Source organism: Variovorax sp. 54, assembly GCF_002754375.1.
Taxonomy (GTDB): domain Bacteria; phylum Pseudomonadota; class Gammaproteobacteria; order Burkholderiales; family Burkholderiaceae_C; genus Variovorax.
Genome location: NZ_PEFF01000001.1, coordinates 619924 through 639361, shown reverse-complemented (window position 1 = coordinate 639361; position 19438 = coordinate 619924). Strand labels below are relative to the sequence as shown.

Here is a 19438-nt window from a genome sequence, read left to right as displayed (position 1 = left end):
GTCAGTTGTCTCCGCCGGCATTCGCAACCACGTGCACTGCCTGAACGATCTGGGGATATGCGGAGCAACGACAGATGTTGCCGCTCATGAATTCACGGATCTCATCCTTTGAACCCGCATGGCCTTCGCGGATCAGGGCGACCGCCGACATGATCTGCCCGGGCGTGCAGTACCCGCACTGCAAGGCATCGTGTTCGATGAATGCCACCTGCATCGCATGCAGTTCGCCTTCGGGTGCGAGACCCTCGATGGTGGTCACTTCCTTGCCCTCCGCCATGACGGCCAACGTCATGCAACTGAGTGCGCGGTGTCCGTTGATATGCACCGTGCAGGCACCGCATTCACCGCGGTCACAGCCCTTCTTGGTGCCCGTGAGTCCGAGGCGTTCGCGCAGTGCGTCGAGCAACGTCGCGCGCGGATCGAGGGGCAGCGAATGGTCCGAGCCGTTGACTCGCAGAGTGACAGGGATCGCATCCAGGGGGCCGCTCGCGAACTCCTGGTCTGCGTGCAACGCAGGGTGTGCCGTTCTTGTCTCGTGCAGATGAGGGCTCAAAGAATCCATGCGCGTCTCCATCAAAAAAAATCAATTTGAAAACCCCTGAGACCTCTCTTGGTAAAGAGCCGATCGCCGATTTGCATGTTAAAAAAACTATCGAGAATGACAAGTACTTACCATTTGGTTATGTACTTACTGATTGGTAAGTATGAAAAAAGAAGCACAAGACAAACAGCGATACAGCCATGGCCTCGGCTCCGCGATCGAGGTCATCGGAGGAAAATGGAAAGCCAGCATCCTGTGGGAAATCAAGGTTGCAAAGGTGATGCGATTCACAGACTTGAGGCGGTGCCTGCCGGAGGTCAGCGGAAAGGTGCTTGCCCAGCAACTGCGCGAACTGGAGGAGGACGGCATCATTTGCCGCGAGACCTTTGCAGAAAGCCCGCCTCGGGTCGAATACTCGGCAACCGAAATGGGCGCTGCGCTGGACGACGCCCTATGGCCCCTCGCCGATTGGGGAGCAGGGCTTTCCTACCCGTTGAAAGACTCCACCGGTCACGAGTAGGCGGGAATCAACAGTCTTCACGGGCGATGCCGACGATCCGGTCGGCACGATGGAACAACCGGCCAAGCCGCCTATGGCTGGGCCTGCCCAATGTCCTCGTGAATGCAAAGGTAGTTGCCTTCGGTGTCCTTGAACCACGCCGCTTTTTCTGAACCGAGCACGCAGACATGGTCGACGGTCTTCAGGTCGGGAAAGTCGTAGTCCTCGAACACCACGCCGGCGCGCTTCAGCTTGTCGATGCTGGCGGCGATGTCCGGCACCTGGAAGCTGATCGCCGTGTGGTCGGCTTTCGTCCCTTCGGGCTTCGGGAACAGCGCCAGCGTGCTGCCGCCCACCGTGTAGACAAACTTTCCGTCGGGCCGCAAACCACCGGCCGTCAAGCCCAGGCAGCCTTCGTAGAAAGCACGCGCGCGGTCCATGTCCTTCACCGGAAGCATGGTCGTGACAGACGAATCGGACAACATGGGGAGTCCTTTCGCACAGCTCGGCGCAGCGGGTGCCGCTTGGCGGCGTTGCCTTGGCTGGCCGACCGGTGGTCAGCTTACGCTTGCGGCGGGGGCGATGCCAGTGCGGTGGGTAGCCTGTGTGGTGATGCGTGATCCCTTCATGAGGTCGCCTTCGGCCGGGGGCAGGCATGGCTAACATCGGCCGAAAGCAGATCAAGGAGGACGCAGGATGACTGTGGTTGCAGAGACTTTGCGGGTGGCGACATTGCAGCGGCTCGGGGCTTCTGCGCCCCTGGTGCGGCTGGCGACGGGCGAGTGCCTCCACGAAGTGTTCCGCACCGTCTGCCTGGGGCCGTCGTTCTATGCGTACCACGGTGCCCGCGCACCCGACGGGCCGCCATGGGTTCCGCTGTGGGACCGCGGCAGCCGGGTCACCGGCCTGCGCGCGCATCCGGAGGGCCTGGAGTTCGTCGAGTTCAGCGTGGAAGACCCTCGTGCGTTCGAACGGGTCGCCTTGACTGAACAAGGCTTCTGGGTGACCCAATTCGACGTGCTGTATGAAAACGATGTGCCCGAGAGCGTTCTGCACGAGGCCGCACGGCTGGTCGGGTTCCGGTATCTGGATCAGCATCTGGCGGCGAGGGAAGAGGCCGAGGAACAGCTGCAAAGCTTCAGCGATCACCGCCTGTGGCTGCAGGGCCTTGTGGCGGACATCGATCGACAGGCCAGCGAGGCCTGACCCCCGTGTTCACACGAAACCCATCCCTTCGTTGGGGCATCACCCTCGCATCCGCTCTCATGCTCCACCTGCCCGCGCATCCGGCCGAGACCGAACCCGCGCGCGACACGACCTCCGCGCAAGCGCAGATTCCATTCTTCGATGCCGTCGAGCGCGGTCGCACCCGCGAGGTTGAGGCATTTCTTGCGCAGGGCTTCGGTGCCAACGATGTGCAGGGCTACGGTTTCAACCTCGGCGACTCACCGCTGATGAAGGCCGCGCAGCAGGGCAACGCGCAGATGGTGAAGCTGCTGTTGCGCCGCCATGCCGATGTGGACTACCGCAACGAGAACGACGGTGAGACGGCGCTGTTTCGTGCGGCCAAGTTCGCGGGCTCGGACGGTGTCAGCGACGCGTACGTCATCGACTATCGCCAGACCCTGGCGCTGCTGCTGAAGGCGGGCGCGAATCCCGACACGCCCGATCGCAACGGCGGTCTTCCGTTGTTTTTCGCGCGCACGACCTGGGTCATCCGGGCGCTGCTGGCTGCGGGCGCGGACCCCAATGCTGCGACCAGAAACCCGCCGTTGATCGAGCACGCGCACGACCCGGCGCGCGTGCGACTGCTGCTGGCCGCCGGCGCCCGCCCTGATGTGCGCGATGCGCAGGGTGCGTCAGCGCTGGCAGCGGCAGCAGGGAAGGGCCGTCTTGAAAGTGTCCGGCAGCTCCTGGCGGTCATGTCGCCGGACGCGGTTCGGGGTACCGATGCCGACGGGCACAACGCGCTCGATGCGGCGGCCAGTGGTGGCGATGCCAGGATCGTTCGTCTTCTCTTGGCGAAGGGTCTGCCGGCCACTGAGGGCGCTTTGCGTGCAGCGGTGGCACAAGGCCATCTGCAGGCGGCGCGGCTGCTGCACCGGGCCATGGGCCAGGCGTCGTGGCCGTCGCCCGAAGCGGATGCAACGGCCGAGGCGCGCGTCTACCTGCTGATCCTGCAGCAGAAGCCGCAGGAGGCTCTGGCCGCCTATCGCACCTTCGAGGCCGTCGCGTGCGGACGCAAGACGCCGTTGGCTTCCGCGGTGGATGCCGGCAACACGGAGGCAGTGCGCGCCTTGCTGGCCCTGGGCATCGATGTGAACTACCAGACCCCCGCGCCACTGCGCAGCGAACTGGTGCCGCAGCCGCACACGTCGTCGGGGCTGCCTCGCCTTGTCCATGTGCTGCCGCCGCCTTGCAACGACGCTTCGCTCGTCCCCGCGGCAGGCGCGCCGACGCTGGTGGAGGCCACGCTGCCTGTCGGCCGGTTGCCGTTCGCACCCGCGCCTGGTACCGAAAGTGTCCTGCCGTCGCCGGGGTTCTGGACGGGCAGCGCCTTGATGCGAGCTGTAGAGCGCGACAACCTCGAGATCGCGCAGTTGCTGGTGGCCGCCGGTGCCGACCCGGCGCTGCGAAGCAACTATCCGCCGCATGCATCGGCGCAGACATGGCTGAGAGCGCGTCCGCCATCGCACGGTGGGTCGCTGGTCGCGTGGAGGAAATTGCTGAAACTGAATCGGCGCTGAGATGCTCAGCCTTCCGTTCGATAGGCGAGGCTTGCTGAGGTCGATGTCGCCTCTCCGATCGCTACCGACAGGAGCGCGTCATGCGGACATCGGGCGGGTCGTTCGAGATCTGACGGCCAGCAAGGCTTCGCCTTGGCGGCAAGACCATTCCGATACCCGGCCGATACCCGGCACGCCTGTGCGTCTTGCTCGTGCCGTGATTCTTTCCGCCCGGACCGCATCCAGGTGTGACGCCCGACACAGGTGTGCCCAGCGCGAACTAATTTCGGATTGACGAACGGACCGGTCTCGCGCAACCTCGGCCAAGGGGAGCATCCGTGGAGAGAGGGTTGAGATGATGATTCACATCCGTTTGTTGCGCGCACGCCTGGCTCTTCAAGGCGAAACGCTGGTCATGCTCGTCGCCTATAGCACCGTCGGCCTCTGGGTGATTTTTTGGTTTGGTGACTAGTGGCACTTCGAGGACGTTGCCGTCGATGCGGCGGTAGATGCAGCGAGTTGAACTACGGTATTCGGTGGCCCGTTGAATCCCCGGCCGTGACGGGTCGTCGGGGAGGCAGGCCCGACGATTGCACGTCACGGTTGCCCGCTACTTCTTCGCAAGAAAGGCCGCAACCAGGGCATTCGCATGCCCATGGCCCATCTTGTGCTGGGTCTTGAGCTGGCTCACAAGCTCCATGTGCTTCAGCGGGCCCGCGGCCTGAAGCATGTCCATCCAATGTGCGATCGGTTGGCCGTAGGTCTTCTCGATGGAGGGGAAATACGAGGCGGGTCCTTTTACCTTGGCGGTCTCGGTCATGAGTAGCTCTTTCGTAGATTGAGAGTGCGGTTTTTGCAAGGCCTGTAGGCCGCTGCGGGCGCGGCATTCGATGCGGCCGGGCCTGCTCGGATTCTTACCTGTCCACGTCGCCGGGCGCTTCCATGCGGCGCGAGGACTGGCGATGTTCGTGCCCAGGTCTTACTGCCGCCAACTCCTGTTGTTGGCATTCGGCTGGATCAGGTCCCACATGTTCCCGCACAGGTCCTTGAACACGGCCACGATGCCATGCGGCTGTTCTTCCGGTGGGCGGACGAACGTCACGCCCGCGGTCTTGTACTTTTCGTAGTCTCGCCAGAAGTCGTTGGTGTACAGGAACAGGAACACGCGGCCTCCGGCCTGATCGCCGACGGCGCGTTGTTGCTCTGGTGCTGACGCCTGCGCCAGGAGAAGGCACGCCCCTGTTCCACCCTGAGGCCTGACCACGACCCATCGCTTTCCTTGCGCAGGCACGGGCGTGTCTTCGACGAGCTCGAAGCCCAGTGTGCCGACGAAGAAGTCGAGCGCCTTGTCGCAGTCGAGGACCACCAGGGAGACGAGGCCGAGTGATTGGTGCATGGGGTGTGGTCGGAAAAATCAGGGATGGTAAGGCGATGAATCGTTCATGCTGGGCCCTCGTCCACTTGCAAGCGGTATCGGCCCAAAGGGCCCCCAGGGGGGTAATTCTCTAGTTGCCATTTCCACATCAACTGGTTGCCGCAAGATGGGGGACCCCGTAAATTGTCAGACTCACTTTTCTTCCGGTCGGCAACAATTCATGACGACATCGCGCATCCAATTCAGCGCGGGGTCGCTGTCTTTTCTGATGTGCCAAGCCTGTTGGTAAGCCATCTTCGGCAACTGCAGTTGTCGCGGTGGTGCAAACTGCCGCAGTTCCCGAAATGAGCGCAGCGGGCCAACTGCGCGGCGGGCAATGGTCAGCACCAAATCTGTTCCCGGTAGCAGCTCAACGGCAGCGCTCCAGTGGGGCAAGGCAACGGCGATCCGCCTCTTCAGCCCTTTGGCTGCAAGCGCCCGTTCAATTTCATCGTTCGCATCTGGCCTCAATGCGAGCATGACGTGCGGGCGGGACAGCCACTCTTCCAGCGACAGCGCGCCTTTTCCAGGAACGGTTGCCTTGTCCGCGAGGCAGACGAAATCTTCTTCAAACAACGTCTCGACCCGGATGTCCTTGGGAAGATCAGGAAAGATGCCGAGCGCCAGGTCCAGTTCACCATCCGCGAGCTGAACGAGCATCGCGTCCCGGCTGGCCTGGCTGATGGCGAAGTCAAAGCCAGGCGCGTGCCCGACGCGACAGTTGCCCGTCTGACCGTTGACCGAATCACGGAGAACGGTCCCGCCGTGCGCCTGAGCTATCCCGGCATGGGAACTCATGCGGGCTACATGGACCCGAAGGACGGTTTGATCGTGGCGTATGCCCATGGTCCCGAGCGCTTTGTGATCCGCTTTGACGAATCCACAGCGCCCAATGCTCAACTGCTCAACACCAACCCCTGGGTGGACTTTTCCGGGGAAGTACCCAAGCTGTTCCCGAAACTCAAATAACAAGTAGCAGGGCTCAGATCGACCTCAAACGTCTACCAAGCGTTTGAGGTTTCTACTTCATACAGGCGCGCAGAAAGGTTAGGGGCCAATGCCTGTTTCTGGCCGAATTCCGCCCGCGGAAGCAAGCTACCCGGTTGCAGGCTTGGTACCGACCAAGACAGGCTGATAGAACGCGGCGTCGAGTCGCTTCACATTCTCGAAGCCGGCCTCTCGCATCAGCTCGCAAAGACGGCTGACCGAGACTGCGTAGTACCTGGAGCGCATGACATGGGTCTTTACCATGCCGGTGGCCAGTTCGTCTTCGACGACGAAGAAGGAAAAGTCGTAGTGGTCGCCGTCGAAATCCCAAACCTGGAACAGCACGTACCGCTTGCTGTCCTCGACCCGCGCGCCGTAGTGCTTGACCAGGTTCGTCCCACGCTCTTCTTTGTCGTAGTCCCTGACCGTGATGACGCATCCGCCGCCGGGGCGCAAGCACGCGAGGAACTGGCGCAACGCAAGCAGCAGGTCTTCGTCGGTCAGCAAGTGAGGGACCGAGTTGTCGCACGAAATGACGAGGTCATATCCAGTCCCGTGGTCCTCGTGGGCCGTGCGCATGTCTCCGACCCTGAAGTCGATAGCCAAACCGCGAAGGTCCGCTTCGCGCCGTGCACGCTCGATTTCCTTGGCCGACAGGTCTGACCCGACGACGGCGTAGCCCCGCCCGGCAAGCGCAAGAGTCTGGGTGCCGATGCCGCAAGAGACGTCAAGCACCGTGCGATGCCCGGGCCATTCCGATTGGATGACGCTGTCCAGCTGCTCGCCCTGCCGCCGGATGCTGTTGCTCCAGTCGGGGAACATCAGGTGATACAGCGGGGCGAGGTCGTCGTAGAAGTCCATGGCTTGACATCAGGCTGCGAAGGGAATCGACAGTCTACGAATGGTCGGATCAGCGAAGGTTTTGTCCTGGCCGGACTCCGTCTTACGACCCGCGCGATGCAATGAAGGATGCGAGCAGTTCGTCACATCTACGTTGTCTGTCATCGGAAGGGATCTGAGCGATCACTTGTGCTTCCATGCTTGCAAAGCTCCTCAGGCTAGTACCGTCTTTCTTGTTCCATCCTCTTGCCTCTGCAAGAGCCTCACCTCGAGCGATCGCTTCCGAGTTGGCTTTACGCCAAGCGCTGAATAGCTTCTCAAATTTTGCTTGAAAGCCGACAACCTTGGCAGAGCAGACCTCAGCCTGCGCGCCCGCCTCCAAAAGCCTGAAGTGAGTTTCAAGGGCTTGCATATCTGAGATTGGCATTTTTTGGTGGCCCACCTATTTGTCGACGCAATAGGGGCCGTCTCGCGGCGCCGGTAGCGCAGGGTTTCTTTCTTGGCGCGATCTCATGACAGACGAGACGTCGCGTGCAGCACCATCTTCTACCCGGATGAGCCGCAACGTGCATTGCTTGTCGCTCGTATGGTGCGTCAATCTATAGCGCGCACCGCGGTCGAATCTGGCGGTGATGGCAAAGCGCTGGCAAGAAGCAACACCCAGTCCCGTAAGCCTCGCACCGCCGACGAACAACGTTGAAGGCTGATCTGCAGGGACAAAGATCGTTCGGGTTGTCGTGTTCTCCATCGCAACGTAGCGAGGTGCACTGCAAGTCTTGGGCTCCAGGAAGAGGGAGACCTGCGGATGGAGAGGGGCGCCCGTGTACTCGATCGTGAGCGGCACCTGATCGGCCTTGCTATCCGGGTCGGCATATGGAATGGGGGCGCATGCGGTCAATGCCAGGCAAAGAGTTGCGACTGAACCGCAGACATGCCAAAAATGTTTCAGACCGCGTTCCGCACGGACGCTATGAATATGCACAACACCTTCCCTTTTCAGCTGTCGGTTGAATGGGGCTGCATCATCACGTGCACTGGCAGCGAGTGACAAGTCATCAGCGCGAGAAGGCCGACGACGCGCATTTCACGGTGCTACCCCGCAACCTTCAGGCTTGAACACCCGCGTGGTCGAACCCGGAAACTTTTCAAGCTTGGCGGCCGGCCGCGACGGACGCGGAAGCAACTCTCCGCCGCAGTTCGGGCATGTGCCTGCGAGGCGTCCGCTTGCGCACTCGCTGCAGAACGTGCACTCGAAAGAACAGATGCGGGCATCGGCTGAATCCGGCGGCAGGTCGCGGTTGCAGCATTCACACCCAGGGCGCATTTGGAGCATGGCGAAACCTCAGAGAGAGTTTTGTCGGTTGAGCTTAAACGAGGTCAAGGTGGTTGATGGCGGAAGTCGGTCCGTCAATCCAATGGGTCCGAGTGCAAGGCTCATCGGCTGCACCATCAGATTCGCGTGTTCCCGCAGCGGCTCCAACGCACCATCGGGGCGGAAGCCGCTAGCTGTGTACAGGCGAATCGCCGGCGTATCTCCGGCAGTGACACCCAAACGAACGCGGTTCACGCCCACGCTCTCAGCCCAAGAAAGCGTCTCCTTGAGCAAAGCGCGACCGGCCCCCAGTCCTCGTGATGCAGGAGCGACCCACATCTGGAAAAGGTCGGCGACCGCCGGTTCATCACTGGACAACTTGCACCAGATCAGACCGCAGGCGTCGTCGCGATTGAACGCGAAGAGGACACAATCCTTCTCGGACGAAGCAGCCGCGGCAATTCGAGCGGACCACATCGCATCGGTTCTCGTGGCCTCTGCTTCGTGCGTGCTTCCGAAGGCGTCCGGGGAGTCGAGCAACGCCCGCAGGCGCATGTCCCGATAGGTCTTCCATTCATCCGATTTCGCTGGTTGCACTGAGATCAAAAAATCACCTTCTGGTTAAGAGCTGAGGGACTGAACTCGCGATCATTGCTTCAACGAAACTCTGCCCGCCGACCCGCCTCATCGAGACGGAGCGACCGGCCAACGAACCAAAAAGCAATGCGTGTCGTTGGCGCTCTCGTGGACAAACCCATGGCGCGCGTAAAGCTCGCCAACCGGATTCCACTTCAGATGCTCCAGTCGCACCGCTTGGTTGTCCCGGTCCGCTTGCTCCAGCACATGACGAAGCACCGCTGAACCAATGCCCGCGCGCTGAAAAGCCGGCAAGACGTAGAACTCGCCAATCCGGCGGTGACCATCGACCTCCCATGTGGCGATCGTGCCAACCGGCGTTGCACCCTTGAGAATGATTGACCACGGGCGTTCTTGCCATCGACTCAGATGCAGGTTCCGTTGGAAGTCGTCATCCCATCCCCATCGCGCTGCAACGTAGGGGCCGAGTGCCTGCCGCTTGGCATCGAACGCAAATTCGACATCCGAGTCGAGGGCGGCGCGCAGCGTGGGGTTCATTGAAGCTCGCTGATTCCAATTCATTGCCGGATGCCGCGACGCACGCGGTTCAAGCGGCTGCTCATGATCCACGCAAGCACCGGCCCCATCACCATGCCAGCCAGGCAGCTCCACACAACGACATGGCTCTTGAATTCCAGCAGCCAGGTAAGGGCAGGGTACTGAGCGGTCACGGCGTCCGAGAAGCTCCACCAATAGGAGGCACCGCGTCCGGGCCCCGTGCGATGTTTGGTGCCGTCGAGCCAGTAGGCGGCCAGCGGGGCGAGGCCCAGATAGGCAAACATCGCCGCCCAGGGGCCGAGCACGATGGCGCCCAGGAAGGCATCGATGAAGCGGGATCGCATCGATCTACCGCTCACGCACGCGCCGCCAGATCAGGTCGGCTGCCTCGCTCGCACTCACGAGCGCCGAATCAATGATCAAGCGCGCCGTCCCCCAAGCCTCGTAGTCATGCCGAAGCACAGCCTCCCAGCTCGGCAGCGCAAAGCCCGCAAGGTCGGCTTCCCGGCTCTCCACGCGCCGGCGGTGTTCAACGGCGTCAGAGCACACGACCTCAACCTCCACCAGATGCGACGACGTCTCCGCCGCCACGGCCCGCCACGCTTCGCGCGTGACCGACAGCGGGTTGACGCAATCAGCAACCACGGACATGCCGAGTGTGAGGTTGGACTTGGCAAGCTCGTAGGCCACGATGTAGCCGGCCGGGCCCACGTCTTCAGCGCTTCCGCTCGCCGTTTTCAGCGCGTGCTCGATGGCGTCGATGCGCAGGTATGCAGAAGGCCAGCGAGCCACGAGTTCGCGCGCGATGGTGGTCTTGCCTGTGCCTGGTAGTCCGCTCAGGACAATCAGGGGTCGATGTTCCGATGTCGATCTCATTGAAATGGATGGCGTCGCTCGCATGAGGCATGCGGTCGCTCAATTGTTTTTCCTTACCTTTGCGCATTGACTGCTGAGTGGAGATGGAAACAATTTATTTTCGAATATAGGTTCGTAATACAACTTCCAGTCCTCTTGGTATTGCGCTATCTCAACGGTTTTTAGAGTTACCTCTTCATTATTTCGTTTGACGAAAACACGTGCGACCCATGTTGCGCCAGTATCGTCGCGCAAAAGCAGGTTGCCCATATTAACGGAGGGGTTTTCTTCGTCTAACGCATACCCAAAGCAGCCTGCAGCAATAATTTTCTTCGAGGCAAGTCTTGAGATGTTCGCATGTGCGCCTGTTTCAGGCAGAGCCGCCCAGGGGGCTTCCCCTTTGTAAAATTGCAAATCTATGTCCGTGCCACCTGAAAGTCGGTAAAGCGACGCTTCGCGATTTTCTGTTGCAAGAATGGCATTTTGAAATTTATAGAGAAATGGAACTCCAGAAGCCATCCACTTCTTATGGCGCTCAATGTCCGCCGGCTCACCCGTGATGGGATTGACCGCATCTCTATCGACTGGCGGCGGTGGAGGTGTATTTCCGTATATTGTTTTTAGTAGGCTGAATTCCGAATAAAATCCGTCCGCGAAACATTTACTAAGAAAAGAAGGTGTGTACCATCCCGAATTCTTTTTGGCCGTGTCAATGAAAGCCTTTAACGCAATGACTCGATCCATCTTGTTGAGGCCTTGTGCTTCGAGGAGTTCCAGTGCTCGTTTGCATTGGATTTGTATGTTTTCGGAAGTGGCGGTGGCCATCGCTTGTAGAAAGCTCGGTTGCTCGGGGTCGTTGCCGGCCAAGATTTGAAGCAGATTTGCAGCGTTCGGCTGGTTCGGGTACTTCAGTATTTGGCTGTTCTTGATGTCCCTTGCATCAGGAAGTTGCGATGCTTCGAGTAGCTGAAGTGGAAAGGCCGAACGGGTGAAAAACAACCTGACAGAAACCGTAAGAGCGCGTGGCGTGTCTTCCTTTATGCTTTTTTGAAAATCATTTAAATTGTCTCCGGGGTTTCCAAGCCAATAGCTTCCCAGGTAAATTGGGAAATCAATCCTGCGGACGCTTTTTCTCAGATCTGAAAATGTCGAGGGGTAAGAGGATTGGCCTGGAGTTGTTGATTTTGCTTGTTCTTCGAAAAATTTCTCGGCATTTTCAAACATTGGCTTTACAGCCCAAGAGGAGAGGGCTGCGACCGTATTTGCCGCTCCGCCAGTAGCAAAAAGGCTGACAAGTCCCAAGGATGCTTGTGTGGCGTTGATTAAATTAAAATCACTCTCGGAAACTGTTCGAACTCTAAGTTCAAATTTTACAATTTCGAAATCCCCGGGATTTATTGATCGTAGGCGAGTGAGTGGAACTATATTTATCTGTGGATTGTTAATTAAAACGCATTCGCCCGGTCTGTTTGAGGACAGTGTCGCGATTGGCACTTCTTTTCCATTGAAAGGGCCTTCAATGCCGGTAATAATCAACGTGATAATTAAGCGTACGGATTCCTTGTTTATGACTCCAAGCAAACCTGCATCGCCTAAACGTTGGCACCCACTGCTGAGTGAAGGTTCCGCCATTACCCGTATGTAGCCGTCGTCCCCGACGCCGCTTTTTATCCAGGCTGGAGTCGGCTCACTTGCAGATATGGGTTTAGGTTCTGGATGAGGGTAAAAAATACTCCAGGGCGCCGCGCTCAGCGGGCTCGCTAGGAAAAATGTGATGACCCAAAGGCATGCCGTGCGCTGGAATTTGCTCATCCTCGACTCCTTAGTTGTAAGCAATCGTGCCACGTCGGGAGGGGAAACGGGTCGTCTCGCTTCATCTTTCGGAGGCCGAGAGGAGGATCGCCGGCAAAGCGGGCATGAACAGGAGCAATCTTTCGAGTCACATCAGCGCCGCGCGAGACATAGTTCGCATGGCTGTTGTTCTTGATGGCAAAGAACGCCAACGCGCGATTCCGCACCGCGGCACCTGCGCGGACGCATTCCCTCACAGCCTGTCAGTCGGAGCCCACGCACATCACCCCTGCGCAGCTCTCCCCACCTCACACGCCTGAAACAACCCCATCGCATCCCGCGCCAACTCGGCCGCGATCCACAGCACGTTGTCCAGATGCTCCGGCCCCGCGTCTTCGAACCATCGATTGCCGTCGCCGTGGCAGCACCACAGCAGCGAATTCAATTGCGCGAGTTTGTTTTCCAGGAGGTCCGACGGGGTGGGCCCGCAGGCGGTGTCGGGGGATGCCGGCGCGCGAGGCCGGGCTATAGTTGAAGTAGCCATTTGGTGTGCTCCTTTTCGAGGTGTTGGCACGTCGTGTGGTTAGACGGCTGGGGTGCTGACACACCCTGGCCGTCGCCTTTTGTGCCTCGCGTTCGCACCGATGCGCATTGCCGCATCGATGACCCGCCGCGAGGCGAAGCGGTCCTGTCTTCCTTGTCCCCATAGCGGGGTGTCGGATGACAGGGGCATCCACTGTAGAGAAGCGCGGCGCACGCTGGTGGGCCGAATGCGCCAGTAAGTCTCGAATCGCGCGGATAAGTGACGTGGCGGGCAGAAAGAGAAGAGCAGGGCGCCGTCAGATCAGCGGCACGGTCGCTTCCTTCAGCACGCGCAGCACGAAGTGCGATTTGCTGTGGCGAATGCCTGGGATCTTGTAGAGCTTTTCGCGCAGCAGCCGCTCGTAGTCGCGCGTGTCGCGTACGGCGATGCGGATGTAGTAGTCGTAGTCGCCCGACACGAGGTAGGCCTCCTGGATCTCGGGAATGGTGGCGAGGGTGCGGCCGAAGTCGTACAGGGTTTCGTCGGTGTGGCTCTCGAGGGTGACCTGCACGATGACCGAGTCGTGGTACCCGAGCTTGGCCGGGTCGATGTCGACGGTGTAGCGCTTGATGACGCCCGAGGCCTCGAGTTTCTTGATGCGCGTCCAGCAACTGGTGGGCGACAGGCCGACCTCGTTGCCGATCTCTTGCAGGGTCTTGCGCGAGTCGAGCAGCAGCACCCGCAGGATCGCCAGATCGGTCTTGTCGAAAGATCCTTCGCTGTCTGACGAGGTTTGGCGATTGGTTTTCATGTTTCGAGCTTAAACAGCCAAAAGAAAGAAGCAAATTCTGCCTCAAGAGCGGAAGAATTGACGGCATGCGACTGCTCGACCTTCCCCCTACATCCTCGCCCTCCCTCTCGCCGGCCCTGCCCGAGACCGAGACCCCACTCCGCGTGCGCAACGGCGCCGAAGCGCTGCTCGACACGCTGGTCGCGTGCGGCGTCGACACGATCTTCGGCTACCCCGGCGGCGCGGCGCTGCCGCTGTACGACGCGCTGCACGGCGAACCCCGGCTGCGCCACGTGCTGGTGCGCCACGAACAGGCGGCGGTGCATGCGGCCGAGGGCTATGCGCGCAGCACGGGCCGCGTGGGCGTGGTGCTGGTCACGTCGGGGCCGGGCGTGGGCAACACGATCACGGGGCTGCTCGACGCGATGAGCGATTCGGTGCCGGTGCTGTGCATCAGCGGGCAGGTGTCGACGGCGGTGATCGGCACGCAGGCGTTCCAGGAAAGCGACGCGCTGGGCATGTCGCGCCCGGTGACCAAGTGGAACCGGCAGGTGCGCGCGGCCGACGATGTGCCCGCGCTGGTGCGCCGCGCGCTCGACATCGCCACCACCGGCCGTCCCGGCCCGGTGCTGCTCGATGTGCCGAAGGACATCCAGCTCATGCGCCTCACGCACGGCACCGCGCCGGCGCCGCTGCGCGCGCTGCGCACGGGCCGCGCGCCGCTGCCGCCGCGGGCGATGCTGCAGCGCGCCGCCGACCTGATCTCGACCGCGCGCCGGCCGGTGCTCTATGGCGGCGGCGGGCTCATCAACTCGGGGCCGACGGCCTGCGAGGCGTTCACGCAACTCGTGCACCGGCTGCACGCGCCGTGCACGCTCACGCTGATGGGGCTGGGCGCGTTCCCCGCGTCCGACCCGAAGTTCGTCGGCATGCTGGGCATGCACGGCATGCTCGAAGCCAACCTCGCGATGCACGAGGCCGACCTGGTGGTGTGCGTGGGCGCGCGTTTCGACGACCGCGTGACGGGCAAGCTCGACGAGTTCTGTCCGCACGCCCGCAAGATCCACATCGACATCGACCCCGGCAGCATCAACAAGGTGGTGCACGTCGACGTGCCGATGGTGGGCGACTGCGGCGCCATCGTCGAAGCGCTGCTGGGGCTGCTGCCCGAAGACTTTGCACCCGAACGGCTGGCGCCGTGGTGGGCGCGCATCGAGCGCTGGCGCGCCGAAGACTGCCTGGCCTTCACGCCGTCGACCGAAGAAATCCTGCCGCAGCAGCTCATGTCGTCGCTGCAGCGGGCCATCGCGGGGCGTGATGCGATCGTCTCGACCGACGTGGGCCAGCACCAGATGTGGGCCGCGCAGTACCTGCGCTTCGACAGCCCGCGCCACTGGCTCACCTCGGGCGGCGCCGGCACCATGGGTTACGGGCTGCCCGCAGCCATCGGCGCGCAGATCGCGCACCCCGACGCGCTCACGGTGTGCGTGAGCGGCGACGCCTCGGTGCTGATGAACATCCAGGAGCTGTCGACGGCCATGCAGCATCGCACCCCGGTGAAGCTGGTGCTGAGCAACAACGGCTACATGGGCATGGTGCGCCAGTGGCAGGAGCTGAACCACGGCAACCGCCTGAGCCACAGCTGGAACGAGGCGCTGCCTGATTTCGTGGCGCTGGCGAAGGCTTTTGGTTGGGGGGCGCGGCGGGTGTCAGACCCGGCCGAGCTGGAAGAGGCACTGGCCGAATGCCTGGAGAGCAAGGGGCCGTTTTTTCTCGACGTGCAGGTGGCGGCGCAGGAGAACTGCTTTCCGATGATGCCGTCGGGGTGTGGGCATCACCGGGTGATGCTGGCGAAGGACAGGTGGTACGAGGGGGAGTGAGGGCAGGGGCCTGACAACATCGCGCGGCCTCCATCGCCGCTCACCGCCGCAGACGGCGGCTGATGCGGCGACGCGCTCGGCGCACGTCGCCGCAGCGCGCCTCAGGGCGCCCGAACCGGCGTGACCTTGCGGATCACATTGCCGAAGGTGTCGGCGACATACAGCGTGCCCGCCGCATTGATCGTGAGCCCTTGCGGCTGATTGAATCTGGCAGCATCGCCGATGCCGTCTTGGCTACCCGTACGACCCTCTTTGCCGGCGAGCGTGGAGACCACCCCTGCCGGTGTGATCTTGCGCAACAGGCTGCTCCCGAAATCGGCCACGTAGACATTGCCGTCCGCATCGACAGCCACGCCGCGGGGATCGGAGAGGGTCGCGGAGTCCCTGGGGCCATCGGTGGCGCCGGGTGTCCCCGTCCCTGCAAATGTCGTGACCACCCCGGCGGGGGTGATCTGGCGAATTCGATGGTTCTCGGAGTCGGCGACGTAGAGGTTGCCTGACGCATCGATGGCAATGCCGTAGCCGCGCCCGAATTTCGCGGCGGTTTTCGTGCCGTTGGCAAAGCCCCGCGGGCTGCTGCCGGCCAGCGTGGTGACATTGAGCGCCGGGTCAATCTTGCGAACGACGCCGCCGCCATACTCCAGAACGTACAGATTGCCGGCAGCATCCACGGCCACCGAGATGGGCGTGTTGAAGGTGGCGGCGGTTCCGTTGCCATCGGTCGTGGTGTTCGTGCCATTGCCCGCCACCGGGCTCACATCGCCCGTCGGCGTGACCCTGAAGATTCGATGGCCTTGGGCGTCCGCGACGAAGGCGGTGTCGGTCGCATCCACGGTGAGGCCGGCGAGGTCTACGAACGGTGGGTTGGGGCCGTCGCCGGCGATCGTAATGACGTCGGCCTCGGGCGAAATCTTGCGCACGAAATTGTTTCCCCAGTCACCGATGAGCAGACCACCATCCTTGGTGGGGGCGATGCCGTAAGGCAGCAAGAACGATGCGGCCGTACCCTTGCCGTCGGCGGCGCCCGGGGTGCCGCCGGCGAGCGTCTCGACCTTGGCGGCGGCGGCCGAGCAGGCCACCGTCACGTCGCTCACGTCGGCCGAAGCCTTGCCGGTGTCCTTGGTGACGGTGCAGAACTGCCACAGGGGTTGCGTACGGATGCTGACCTTGTAGTCCGAGCCCTCGACCAGGGTCGTTGCAAAGGTGAACTTGCCATCGGCCGACAGCTGGAGGTCGTCGCCGGCATTGTTTTGCAGCACCAGGCGGCCTTCAAGGCCGGTGACCGTGCCGCCGATGGAATGGTTCACGACGGGCGGCACTGTCGCCGGAGGGGGCGGTGCGACCATCGGCAGAAAAGTACCACCACCTCCACCCCCGCCGCACGATGCCACCAACATGACCGCACCGGCCACGGCGCCGATTCGCGCGACCGAACTCGCTTGACTGAAACGCATCTTGACTCCTCTTTATGGTTGTATGACTCAACAAAAAGAAGCCCCCTGCCGACGGGTCTGCAGGGGGTTTCCAAATGTCAATCATTGTTAAAAAGAGTGTCTTTCGATATCCCCAGAACTTGGTATTTTTCGCGGTCGGCCCTCTCATCTGGCGCCAGCAATGGCTCCCTGGTCCGCCAGCCAGGGGGGCCTGACAACATCGCGCGGCCTTCATCGCCGCTCACCTTCACCCCAACGCTCTCCCGCAAGCGGGAGAGGGAGTCATTCATTCGGGAGCCGTACGGGAGCCCCCTTCACGAATGCCCGTCCACCCGCATCTGGAACAGGAAGTACGGCGGAATGCACGCCCCGCGTCCTTCGGGTTGGCCCTCCGCCTGCGCGCAGATGTAGTCCTCACGACAAGGCTTCTGTGCCGAGCAGCTGCGCAGGTTGCCGGGGCGCGTGTGCTTGCTCAAACAATCGCCGAAGGGTTGCTTGGCAGCGAGGCACTGGTTGAAGTCGCTGAGGATGGCGATGCCGCCGCAAGTCCCATTCGGGTCCTTCGGATCGCAGGCGCCCGAGCACATGCCGCCGGGGAAGCCGACCGAGGTTTTCTCGCACACCGAGTCCGCGCCCTCGCAGGTCGTGGCAGCGGTGCGCGGCAGCTTCTGCGCGCGGTCGCGCCACGGGTCGGCGGATGCGGTGATGCGCGTGGGCTCGCAGCTCGCGCCGACGGTGGCTTTCTCGGGCGCCGCGCTCTCGTCGTCCGGCGCGGCCAGCGGGCGGAACGGGTCGGGCACGGGCGTCGTCATCGCCGCCTTCACATAGCGTTCACGCCGCGCCAGTTCATCCTGCAGGTGCGGCGAGTGCGGCAGCGCGAGCGCGTTGCCGGTCGTGAAGGTGCGCGAGGCGCCGCGCCGGTCCAGGCCCAGCAGGTGAAAGCCCGCGACGGCGCGGCTCTGGTGGCAGCCGGCGCAGCTCAGGTCGTCGAGACGGCGCAGCACGGCCTGCGGTGATTGCAGCGTGCGGCTGCCGGGCACGGGCTGCCAGTCGCCGGGCGCGAACAGCTGTTCGAAGGGGCGGTTCGCCAATCGTTCGAGGCCGCGCGGCGCGACGGAGACAGACTCGGTCGCCAGAAAGCGATCGGGGATGCGCACGGTGGCGCTGTCGAGTGCGCGCAGCGTGTCGGGCTGCTGCAGCCATTGCAGCAGCGCCTTGCGCAGCGGCGCGTCGGCTTTGAGCTTCGCGACGTCGGGCGTGTTCTCCAACGGGCCTGCGTCGAAGCGCTGCGTGCCCGCGTTCCAGCGGAAGGCGCGCAGCAGGTACTCGGCATGGCCGCCGAGGTCGGGTCGCACGGCCGAGGGCCAGCGCACGCTCTGAAGGTTGGTCGTCACCTGCGCGATGCGGGCCTGCGCGAGCCGTGGTGGCGCGAGCGGGCCGTCGGCCGACACGAGCCAGTGGCCGAGCGCTTCGTCTTTCATCGACGCCTGCGGTGGTTGCCAACGCCGCGCGGCACTGGCGCAGCTGCCGTCGGCATCGGGCGCATCGCCGCGCAGCTCGACGGCGACGGTCATCGGCAGGCGCGACTGCATCGCGGCCGAGCGGTAGGCCAGGCGGTACACGAGCCGCGTCTCGCCGCAGGCGCCGGGCTGGAACGGGCGGCGGTCCATGCGGTTGGCCACGCCGACCAGCTCGAAGAAAGCATCGGGGCTGGCAAGCCAGCGCGCGTCGAAGATCCGGTGCGGGTAGCGCGCAATGCCGACGCCGGCTTGCGGGTCGCGGCGCTGCAGGGCGGCGAGGCTGCCCTTCAGCGGATTGGCGATCGATTGCCAGGCCGGCGCGCGCGCAAGTGCCTGGTTGGTGGCAATGCCGCTCGCAGCCATGGGCACATCGAACCAGCGGCCGAAGCCGGCGCCGGATTTCTCGGCGGCCTGCAGCGCGACGGGCGAGGTGACGAGCAGGACCGGGTCGGCTGCCCGAGCGGCCGGTACAGCGAGTGAGGACGCGAGCGCGAGGCCGGCGGTCAGAAGGTGAAGGAGACGTGGCACGCGGACGATTGTGCCGCCGCGATTCAGCCCGCCACCGTCAACGCCATCTGCTGCCGCATGAGTCCGGCGACGGCCACGCCCTGCGGATCGCCCAGCCGTTCCAGCGCGGCGATCACGCCCTTGCGGTCGTCTTCCGAGCGGTCCTGGTTGAGCTTGAACTTGCCTTCGAGCACGCGCACCGGAATCTCGACCGCCGCGATCATGTCCAGGCGCGGCGCCACGAAGTCGAAGGGCATGGCGTCGAAGTCCCAGGTGCCGCCCAGCGGCGTGTCGTACAGCGCGACGGTGCGGCGCAGCACGGCGTGGATGACCATGCGGTCCTCGATCACGCGGGGCGTGCCGCGCGCGTGGATCGCGGTGTAGTTCCAGGTCGGGAAGGTGCTCTGCTTCACGTACCAGCTGGGCGTGATGAAGGCGTGTGGCCCCTGGAAGATGGCGAGCACTTCGGCGCCCGCGCGCAGTTCGTCGAACTGCGGGTTCTTCTTCGACAGGTGCGTGGTGAGCAGGCCGGGGCCGTCGTCCTGCGCATCAAGCAAGAAAGGAAGATGCGTGGCGCTGGCGCCCGACGATCCCACGGTGATGAGCGTGCCGAAGCTCCAGGCGCGGATGCCGGCGTGCAGCGTCGCAAGGTCGTCCTCGATGTACGGCTTGGGCGTGTACATGGC

23 protein-coding genes are annotated in these 19438 nt (G+C 62.8%); 5 read left to right on the top strand and 18 right to left on the bottom strand.

Features of this window, described 5'->3' with window-relative positions; translation table 11 throughout:
- Position 1 precedes the first annotated feature (1 nt).
- Entirely contained in the window at positions 2-562 is a 561-nt protein-coding gene (locus CLU95_RS02965) for a (2Fe-2S)-binding protein (RefSeq protein ID WP_099790272.1), read from the bottom strand.
- A gap of 142 nt (positions 563-704) precedes the next feature.
- Between CLU95_RS02965 and CLU95_RS02960 the strand changes: the two genes are divergently transcribed.
- Complete coding sequence (locus CLU95_RS02960; RefSeq protein WP_099797085.1) at positions 705-1061, top strand: winged helix-turn-helix transcriptional regulator; 357 nt, start codon at positions 705-707, stop codon at positions 1059-1061.
- 71 nt (positions 1062-1132) lie between these two features.
- Here the strand turns inward: CLU95_RS02960 and CLU95_RS02955 are convergent, their stop codons facing one another.
- Positions 1133-1525, bottom strand: coding sequence for a VOC family protein (locus CLU95_RS02955; RefSeq protein WP_099790270.1), 393 nt, complete (start codon positions 1523-1525; stop codon positions 1133-1135).
- 211 nt (positions 1526-1736) lie between these two features.
- Here CLU95_RS02955 and CLU95_RS02950 point away from each other — a divergent pair, with 211 nt between their 5' ends.
- Positions 1737-2246, top strand: coding sequence for a hypothetical protein (locus CLU95_RS02950; RefSeq protein ID WP_099790268.1), 510 nt, complete (start codon positions 1737-1739; stop codon positions 2244-2246).
- Between the two features lie 59 nt (positions 2247-2305).
- The gene (locus tag CLU95_RS02945; RefSeq protein ID WP_099790266.1) at positions 2306-3787 is read left to right on the top strand and encodes an ankyrin repeat domain-containing protein; all 1482 of its coding nucleotides are present in this window, start codon (positions 2306-2308) and stop codon (positions 3785-3787) included.
- 589 nt (positions 3788-4376) lie between these two features.
- Here CLU95_RS02945 and CLU95_RS02940 read toward each other — a convergent pair.
- The 3 genes from CLU95_RS02940 to CLU95_RS02930 form a co-directional block, all read right to left on the bottom strand.
- The gene (locus CLU95_RS02940; protein ID WP_099790264.1) at positions 4377-4586 is read right to left on the bottom strand and encodes a DUF4287 domain-containing protein; all 210 of its coding nucleotides are present in this window, start codon (positions 4584-4586) and stop codon (positions 4377-4379) included.
- Positions 4587-4745: 159 nt separating this feature from the next.
- On the bottom strand, positions 4746-5162 hold the full coding sequence (locus CLU95_RS02935; RefSeq protein ID WP_099790262.1) for a VOC family protein: 417 nt from the start codon (positions 5160-5162) through the stop codon (positions 4746-4748).
- Between the two features lie 171 nt (positions 5163-5333).
- On the bottom strand, positions 5334-5978 hold the full coding sequence (locus CLU95_RS02930) for a LysR substrate-binding domain-containing protein (protein WP_257214519.1): 645 nt from the start codon (positions 5976-5978) through the stop codon (positions 5334-5336).
- 9 nt (positions 5979-5987) lie between these two features.
- Between CLU95_RS02930 and CLU95_RS30810 the strand changes: the two genes are divergently transcribed.
- Positions 5988-6149, top strand: a complete 162-nt coding sequence (locus CLU95_RS30810) for a hypothetical protein (protein WP_180288515.1) — start codon at positions 5988-5990, stop codon at positions 6147-6149.
- A gap of 126 nt (positions 6150-6275) precedes the next feature.
- Here the strand turns inward: CLU95_RS30810 and CLU95_RS02925 are convergent, their stop codons facing one another.
- The 10 genes from CLU95_RS02925 to CLU95_RS02890 form a co-directional block, all read right to left on the bottom strand.
- Positions 6276-7028 carry a class I SAM-dependent methyltransferase gene (locus tag CLU95_RS02925; RefSeq protein WP_099790260.1) on the bottom strand — a complete coding sequence of 251 codons (753 nt, stop codon included), beginning with the start codon at positions 7026-7028 and terminating at the stop codon, positions 6276-6278.
- 82 nt (positions 7029-7110) lie between these two features.
- A complete protein-coding gene (locus CLU95_RS30505; RefSeq protein ID WP_143605931.1) occupies positions 7111-7419 on the bottom strand; it encodes a hypothetical protein in 309 nt (102 codons plus the stop codon).
- A gap of 672 nt (positions 7420-8091) precedes the next feature.
- Positions 8092-8340: a DUF1272 domain-containing protein gene (locus CLU95_RS02920; RefSeq protein ID WP_099790258.1), complete on the bottom strand. Its 249-nt coding sequence runs from the start codon at positions 8338-8340 to the stop codon at positions 8092-8094.
- Positions 8341-8349: 9 nt separating this feature from the next.
- Positions 8350-8916: a GNAT family N-acetyltransferase gene (locus CLU95_RS02915; RefSeq protein ID WP_257214789.1), complete on the bottom strand. Its 567-nt coding sequence runs from the start codon at positions 8914-8916 to the stop codon at positions 8350-8352.
- A gap of 87 nt (positions 8917-9003) precedes the next feature.
- Positions 9004-9453 (bottom strand): GNAT family N-acetyltransferase, encoded by a 450-nt coding sequence (locus tag CLU95_RS02910; RefSeq protein WP_218967422.1) that lies wholly within the window; start codon positions 9451-9453, stop codon positions 9004-9006.
- Positions 9454-9473: 20 nt separating this feature from the next.
- Positions 9474-9797 carry a hypothetical protein gene (locus tag CLU95_RS02905; RefSeq protein WP_099790252.1) on the bottom strand — a complete coding sequence of 108 codons (324 nt, stop codon included), beginning with the start codon at positions 9795-9797 and terminating at the stop codon, positions 9474-9476.
- Between the two features lie 4 nt (positions 9798-9801).
- Positions 9802-10329: an AAA family ATPase gene (locus tag CLU95_RS02900; RefSeq protein WP_099797084.1), complete on the bottom strand. Its 528-nt coding sequence runs from the start codon at positions 10327-10329 to the stop codon at positions 9802-9804.
- Positions 10330-10368: 39 nt separating this feature from the next.
- Positions 10369-12120 (bottom strand): hypothetical protein, encoded by a 1752-nt coding sequence (locus CLU95_RS30500; protein ID WP_143605930.1) that lies wholly within the window; start codon positions 12118-12120, stop codon positions 10369-10371.
- A 262-nt stretch (positions 12121-12382) separates the two neighbouring features.
- The gene (locus CLU95_RS02895) at positions 12383-12643 is read right to left on the bottom strand and encodes a hypothetical protein (protein WP_099790250.1); all 261 of its coding nucleotides are present in this window, start codon (positions 12641-12643) and stop codon (positions 12383-12385) included.
- A gap of 295 nt (positions 12644-12938) precedes the next feature.
- A complete protein-coding gene (locus tag CLU95_RS02890; RefSeq protein ID WP_180288514.1) occupies positions 12939-13433 on the bottom strand; it encodes an Lrp/AsnC family transcriptional regulator in 495 nt (164 codons plus the stop codon).
- A 65-nt stretch (positions 13434-13498) separates the two neighbouring features.
- Between CLU95_RS02890 and ilvB the strand changes: the two genes are divergently transcribed.
- Positions 13499-15292: a biosynthetic-type acetolactate synthase large subunit gene (gene ilvB, locus CLU95_RS02885; protein WP_099790248.1), complete on the top strand. Its 1794-nt coding sequence runs from the start codon at positions 13499-13501 to the stop codon at positions 15290-15292.
- Positions 15293-15393: 101 nt separating this feature from the next.
- Here the strand turns inward: ilvB and CLU95_RS02880 are convergent, their stop codons facing one another.
- The 3 genes from CLU95_RS02880 to CLU95_RS02870 form a co-directional block, all read right to left on the bottom strand.
- On the bottom strand, positions 15394-16599 hold the full coding sequence (locus tag CLU95_RS02880; RefSeq protein WP_143605929.1) for an NHL domain-containing protein: 1206 nt from the start codon (positions 16597-16599) through the stop codon (positions 15394-15396).
- A gap of 440 nt (positions 16600-17039) precedes the next feature.
- Entirely contained in the window at positions 17040-18773 is a 1734-nt protein-coding gene (locus tag CLU95_RS02875) for a hypothetical protein (RefSeq protein WP_257214518.1), read from the bottom strand.
- A gap of 23 nt (positions 18774-18796) precedes the next feature.
- The gene (locus tag CLU95_RS02870; RefSeq protein ID WP_099790241.1) at positions 18797-19435 is read right to left on the bottom strand and encodes an FMN-binding negative transcriptional regulator; all 639 of its coding nucleotides are present in this window, start codon (positions 19433-19435) and stop codon (positions 18797-18799) included.
- Between the last annotated feature and the right edge of the window lie 3 nt (positions 19436-19438).